This is a genomic window from Streptomyces sp. NPDC059668 (genome assembly GCF_042734135.1).
Lineage (GTDB): Bacteria > Actinomycetota > Actinomycetes > Streptomycetales > Streptomycetaceae > Streptomyces.
The window spans coordinates 79,550-85,949 of sequence record NZ_JBHWEL010000013.1 but is presented as its reverse complement, the minus strand read 5'-3'; the positions used below and the strand labels follow the sequence as shown (position 1 = coordinate 85,949).

General features: G+C 71.7%; 4 protein-coding genes. 2 read left to right on the top strand and 2 right to left on the bottom strand.

Annotated elements, in window-relative coordinates:
* Positions 1-186 precede the first annotated feature (186 nt).
* Positions 187-1,203, bottom strand: coding sequence for an aspartate-semialdehyde dehydrogenase (locus tag ACFV2J_RS12975; protein WP_385091287.1), 1,017 nt, complete (start codon positions 1,201-1,203; stop codon positions 187-189).
* 292 nt (positions 1,204-1,495) lie between these two features.
* On the opposite strand from ACFV2J_RS12975, the gene ACFV2J_RS12970 reads away from it, so the two are divergent.
* Both ACFV2J_RS12970 and ACFV2J_RS12965 read left to right on the top strand, forming a co-directional pair.
* Positions 1,496-2,017, top strand: coding sequence for an RNA polymerase sigma factor (locus ACFV2J_RS12970; protein ID WP_385091284.1), 522 nt, complete (start codon positions 1,496-1,498; stop codon positions 2,015-2,017).
* 1 nt (position 2,018) lies between these two features.
* Positions 2,019-2,774 (top strand): hypothetical protein, encoded by a 756-nt coding sequence (locus ACFV2J_RS12965; protein ID WP_385438518.1) that lies wholly within the window; start codon positions 2,019-2,021, stop codon positions 2,772-2,774.
* Positions 2,775-2,861: 87 nt separating this feature from the next.
* On the opposite strand, the gene ACFV2J_RS12960 is transcribed toward ACFV2J_RS12965, so the two are convergent.
* The gene (locus tag ACFV2J_RS12960; protein ID WP_385091279.1) at positions 2,862-6,173 is read right to left on the bottom strand and encodes a S8 family serine peptidase; all 3,312 of its coding nucleotides are present in this window, start codon (positions 6,171-6,173) and stop codon (positions 2,862-2,864) included.
* Positions 6,174-6,400 lie beyond the last annotated feature (227 nt).

Sequence of the window (6,400 nt, the reverse complement as noted above, 5' to 3'; positions counted from 1 at the left end):
CTCTCCGGCGGGGTACCGGTTACACTCAGGGGCGGGCTCGTACGGTTGATCAATATACTTGGTGCGCCGGGCGTGCCGGGCGCGCGCCGCCGGTGGGGCGGCGCACCACCGCGGGCAGGCGCGGTCGGGGTGTGCGAAGGGGCGGTCACCACATGGTGACCGCCCCGGGGGCGTGCGCGGTGGGGGTCAGGCCTTGAGGTCGGCCGCCACCAGCTCCGCGATCTGCACCGCGTTCAGGGCGGCGCCCTTGCGGAGGTTGTCGTTCGAGATGAACAGGGCGAGACCGTGCTCGACCGTCTCGTCGGCGCGGATGCGGCCGACGTACGACGCGTCCTGGCCCGCGGCCTCCAGCGGGGTCGGGATCTCGGAGAGGGTGACACCCGGGGCGCCGGCCAGCAGCTCGGTGGCGCGCTCCACCGTGATCGGGCGCTCGAAGCGGGCGTTCACCTGCAGCGAGTGGCCGGAGAAGACCGGGACCCGGACACAGGTGCCGGAGACCTTGAGGTCCGCGATCTCCAGGATCTTGCGGGACTCGTGGCGGAGCTTCTGCTCCTCGTCCGTCTCGTGGAGACCGTCGTCGACGATCGAGCCGGCGAGCGGGAGCACGTTGAAGGCGATGGGCCGCTTGTAGACCTGCGGCTCGGGGAAGTCGACCGCCCCGCCGTCGTGGGTCAGCCGGTCGGCGTCCGCGACGACCTTCAGCGCCTGGCCGTGCAGCTCGGCCACGCCCGCGAGACCGGATCCGGAGACGGCCTGGTAGGTGGCGACGACGAGCGCCTCGAGACCCGCCTCGTCGTGCAGCGGCCGCAGGACGGGCATCGCGGCCATCGTCGTGCAGTTCGGGTTCGCGATGATGCCCTTGGGGCGGTCGGCGATCGCGTGCGGGTTCACCTCGGAGACCACCAGGGGTACGTCCGGGTCCTTGCGCCAGGCGGAGGAGTTGTCGATCACGACGGCGCCCTGCGCGGCGACCTTCTCGGCCAGTGCCCTGGAGGTCGAGCCGCCCGCCGAGAAGAGGACGATGTCCAGACCGGAGTAGTCGGCCGTCGTCGCGTCCTCCACCGTCACGCCGTCCAGCACCGTGCCGGCCGAGCGGGCCGAGGCGAACAGGCGCAGCTCCGTGACCGGGAAGTCCCGCTCGACCAGGATCCTGCGCATGACCGTGCCGACCTGACCGGTGGCTCCGACGATTCCGACCCTCACGGCGACTCCCTTTGCGTGCGTTCTACGTGGTCCAGCGCTTCCATCATGCGTCTGACCCGTGCCGTTGTGTCCAATCCTTTGCCCGCGCCGTTCGAGGAGTGGGACGCGGCCCGCACGCGGCCGCCGGAAGAAAACCGGCCGGCGGACCCCGGCAACCGCAAGCCGTACGGTGCTCGCGTCCCTCCGGTCCCGGGCCGGTGTGACGTACGACTCGGTGCGGCTCGCCGGCCCGCGGCCGAACGTTTCGGCCCGCACCGGCGTCGTAGGGGAAACGCGGGAGGGGAGGGCAGCTGTGCTGCGCAGAAGGACACGCAGTGCCCAGGGGGTGGACGACCCGCTGGACGCGGCGCAGGAACGCCGGGTGCGGGCGGTGCTCGCGCTCGGCGGGGTACCGCAGGCGGACCTGCCGGACGGGGTGCAGCAGGTCCGCCTGCGGTTGCTGGAGCGCGCCGCGAAGGGGGACGAGGCACCGCGTGACGTGTCCGCGTGGGCGGCGGTCGTCGCCTCGAACCTGGCGATGGACTGGCACCGGGCCAAGCACCGCCAGCAGCGGCTCGGGGAGCGGCTGGCGGGGCTCCGGCAGCTGGAGCACCCCTCGGGCGAGGACTCCAGCGTGCTCTCGCTGGCCGTGGCGCAGGGGCTGGACGACCTGCCCGACGCGCAGCGGCAGGTCCTCGTGCTGCGTTTCTACGCCGATCTCTCCGTGCGCGGGATAGCCGAGGAGCTCGGCATCCCGGAGGGCACGGTCAAGAGCAGGCTGCACTCGGCGGTCCGTGCCCTGCGCGCCCGCCTGCACGAGGACGAGGTGGTGTGACGTGGCCGGGTACGCCGAGCACGAGGACAGTGCGGCAGCGGACGCGCTGTGGGCCGCGATCACGGGTGAACCGCTGCCCGACGGGGCCCATGACGACCCGGACGCGGTGGCGGAGCACCGGTCGGCGGTCGCGGACCTGACGCTGCTGCGCGAGCAGCTGGCGGCCATCGGGGGCGCGCTGGCGGAGGCGGGGGAGGAGACGAGGCCCGTACGGGTTCCCAGGCAGCGTCCGCGCCGTCCGGCGGGGGCGCCGAGGAAGCGGGGCCGCCGGCCCCTAGCGGTCGCCCTGGGCACTCTCGCCGCGGCCGTCGTCGCCTCGATGGTCGTCGGCATGGGCTGGCTGATCGCGCAGGGCGCCGGGGGCGCGGACTCGAAGTCGTCGGCGGCGGCCGACGGGGCGAAGTCGGCGGACGGCGCGAGCGGCTCGGCCTCGCTCAGCGCCCCCGGCTACCTCGCCTGCTCCCGGCTGCTGGCCGAGGGCGAGATCGCCGCGATCGAGCCTGTCCCGGGCACCGGGCGGGACCGGATCACGCTCGACGTGACCCGGTTCTACAAGCCGGCGCAGGCGAAGCGGCGGGTCACCTTCCTGGTGGACCGGGAGGAGGCGGCCCCGCGGCGGGGTGAGCACGTGCTGGTCGGCATCCGGCGGGGTGCGGTGACCCCCGACCGGTGGACGACGGGGGAGAAGGACATCGCCCGCGACCGGGAGTGGATCCTCAAGGCGCTGCCCGCCTCCCGTGGCCTCGCCTGCGAATGACGGCCTCGCCCGCGGGGCCCCGCCCGCGCACGGGAAAGGGGCGGGCGCCCGGAACTCCGGACGCCCGCCCCCTCGGGTGCTCACGCGTTACGGCGTGACCTTCTCGATCTTCACGTTGGCGAGGCCCGCGGCGGTGCCACGGGCGTTCACCAGCTGTACCTGGCCGAAGAACTCGCGGCCCTCGGGGGCCGGTGCCAGGGCGGTGACCGTGCCGGACACCGTCGCCGTGCCGCCCGTGGCGAGCTTCACCGGCGCGGACGCGTCGACGCCGACCGTGCCGAGCGCGGACGAGAAGAAGACGTCACGGTAGTCGTACGCGGTCGAGCCCGACGGGACCGAGTAGCCCGCGACCTCGATGGTGTACGTGCCGGCGGCCGGGCTGGGGATGGAGACCGCCTCCTCCGAGTCGCCGTCCGCGGACTGGGCGACCTGCTTGCCGGTGGAGTCGTACACCGTCAGGTCGAGGTCGGCGGCGGTGTCGGAGACGTTGCCGATGGCGACGTCCAGCGAGGCGGCGCCCGCGGGCACGTCGACCGTGGTGGTCTGGGTGGCGTTCTGGGCGATGGTCGGCCGGTCCGTCTTCGAGGAGCCGAGCGGGCCGCCCCGCAGCTTGCCGTCGATCGCGGCGAACTGGTTCGTCACCTTCCAGGAGGCGGTGACGGGGGTGCCCACCTTGGCCTCGGGCACGGTCACGGTCTCCGGGTCGAAGGCCACACCGAGCACGGTGGCCTCCAGCTTGTACGGGTTGTCGAGCAGCGGCGACGTGCGGCGCGCCTCGACCTCGACCTCCCAGACACCGGGCTGCGGGTCCGCGTACGCACGCACGTCGGGCTTGCAGCCGTTGGTGTTCGGGTAGTTGCTGTAGCAGTACGGCGTGCCGGTGTCCTCGACCGGGACACCGTACGGGTGGATGGAGATGAACCGGGTCTGGCTCAGGCCCTTCAGTCCGCCGATGGCGACCTCGAGGCTCCTGGCGCCCTCAGGCACGGTCAGGAAGTACGACCGCGTGCTGTCGCGCTGCACCGAACCCGAGTCGGAGAACGCGTACTTGAGCGGCGTCGAGACCACGACCGTGGTCAGGATCTGCCGGTCGACGCCCTCGGTCCGCGGGTCGTCGAGTTCGAGGATCGCGCTCTTGATGCCGGCCGAGGAGGCCTTCGCGGAGACCTTGACGGTGACCGGCTTGTTCAGTTCGAGCCGCACCTCGTCGGAGCCGACGATCCTGAAGGTGTCACCGGCGTTGTTCTCGAAGTGCAGTTCGTGGCGGATCGCCCGGTCCGGACCGGAGGTACGGGTGACGGTGATCTCGTAGGTCTTCTTCACGCCGGCCTTGAGACCGCCCTCGCGGTCGTACAGGCCGGTGCCGAATCCGGGGGTCTTCAGCGCGTAGTCGATCGCGGTGTCGACGGGGGCCTTGACCGTGTACTCGTGGGCGGTCGCGTCGTCCCTGATGGCCTTCCACGCGTCCACGATGTCGATGAGGCCCGCGCCCTCCTCGTACGCCTGCACACCCCTGATGTGGTCGGCGGTCGAGGTGAGGGCGGTGCGCAGGTCGGCGGGCGTCAGGGCGATGCCCCTCTGCTTGGCGGCGCTCAGCAGCAGCGCGGACGCGCCCGCGGCCTGCGGGGACGCCATCGAGGTGCCCTGGAGCATCGAGTAGCCGGCCGGCAGGGTGTAGCCCGACTCGGCGACCGGGGAGCCCGGCAGCCAGGTCTGGGTGGTGTTGATCGAGGCGCCGGGCGCCGTCAGCGTCGGCGTGAAGCCGCCGTCCTCACGCGGACCGCGCGAGGAGAACGGCATCATCGCGTACTTCTTCTCCACGACCGAGCCGTAGTTGGCGGCCCAGGTCTCCTTGGAGATGGACGCGCCGACCGAGATGACCTTGTCGGCGAGGCCGGGGTCACCGATGGTGTTGGCACCGGGGCCGGAGTTGCCCGCGGAGATCACCAGCTGGACGCCGTAGGTGTCGATGAGACGCGTGTAGAGCTCGGAGCGCGCGTTGTTGCCGTCGTTCAGCGCGGGCAGGCCGCCGATGGACATGTTGACGATGTCGACGCCGCGGTTGACGACGAGGTCGATCATGCCCTCGGTGAGCGCGATGTTGGTGCAGCCGGGGCCGAAGACGCAGGCACGGGACGAGACGATCTTCGCGCCGGGGGCGGCGCCGTTCATCCTGCCGCCGAACAGGCCGTTCGCGGAGGTGATGCCCGCGACGTGCGTGCCGTGCTCGCTGGAGATGACGCCGATGTTGACGTAGTCGGCCTTGGAGCCGGCCGCGTCGTAGACCACGTCCTTGCGGATCTCGACGACGAACGGGATGCGCTCGACGACGTCGGTCGCCGGGTTGTCCTTGCCGAAGTAGCCGACCTGGAAACCGTCCTTGTACGGCTTCATCGGCGCGTCGTCGGTGAAGTCGAGGTTGTCGTTCGCGTCGACCCGCACGGTCCCGGAGGCCGGGTCGTAGAGCACGCCCCAGGCGTCGGTGGTGTCGCCGTCGCGGTTCAGGTCTCCCGCTTCGTCGCCGCCCGCGGTGGCCGACTCGTACATGTAGTTGAACTTGTAGGCGCCGGCGGGGGCCTTGAAGGTCTCGGTGCCCTGGCTGGCCGTCGTGATGGGGAAGGACGGGCCCGCGACCGCGCTGGTCATCCGCCGCCAGCTGCCGTCGCCGTCGTTGACCGGGTCGGTGGACGTGACCCAGTCGACGATCTTGCGCTCGCCGGTGGTGGTCTTCTGCAGCGCGGGGTGGCCCAGGTCCACGCCCGAGTCGAGGATGCCGATGGTGACACCGCGGCCGTCCGCCTTCGGGTTCTTCTTCACGAAGTCGACGGCGCCCGTCTCGAAGGACGGGTTGTACGGGTTCTCGGCGGGGGTGTTCTTGTTCGGGGCGGAGCGGGTGACCGTGCCGTGGGCCCTGCCGGCGCCCTTGGCGGTGTCCGCGCCCGGGGTCGGGTCGTCCAGCGCGATGTCCTGGCGCAGGTCGATGCCGTGCACCGAGGAGAGCTTGGCGGCGGCGGCGATGGCCGCGTCCGCCTTCGTGGTCGGGACGGTGGCCCGGACGTAGCCGACCTTGTCGAAGGTCCGGCCGACGAGACCGCCCTGGACGGCGTCCAGCTGCCGGGCGACCTGCTCGGTCTGGCCGGGCGCGGTGGCGACCATCATCGTGACGTTCTTGGTGCCGTCGGTCTTGGCCTCGGCGAGGAGGGCCGCGTCGTCCGAACCGAGCTTGGCGCTCGCGGACTTGGTGCCCGGGTCGGGCGTGGCGGCGGGTGCGTGGTCCGCGGCGAGGGCCATGGGTATCGGTCCGGCCGCGGAGAGCGCGGCCACCAGGCCGGCGGCCACGGCTATGCGGACCACGCGTCTCGCGCCCGACAGTGGGGCGCGCTGGGGGTCGAGGGTCATCGGCATCCCTTGTAGGTAAAGGAACGAGCGTGGAGTGACCGGTCCCGACGTTCCTGCGGGACGCGATCACATCAGTCCGGTATGTGAACCCGGATGACCGCTCAGCTTTACCCAAGGGACAGTTATTTGGGGAGAGTTGACCGTGACGGGATGGAAGCATGGCGTACTTCCGCCATACGTCACGCCGGTGATAGCGCGGTATGGCCGGACATGACGGACGCCTCGGA

Coding starts and splice junctions, on each gene's coding strand:
- ACFV2J_RS12960 (WP_385091279.1), bottom strand. CDS start 6,173: ATGACCCTCGACCCCCAGCGCGCCCCACTGTCGGGCGCGAGACGCGTG.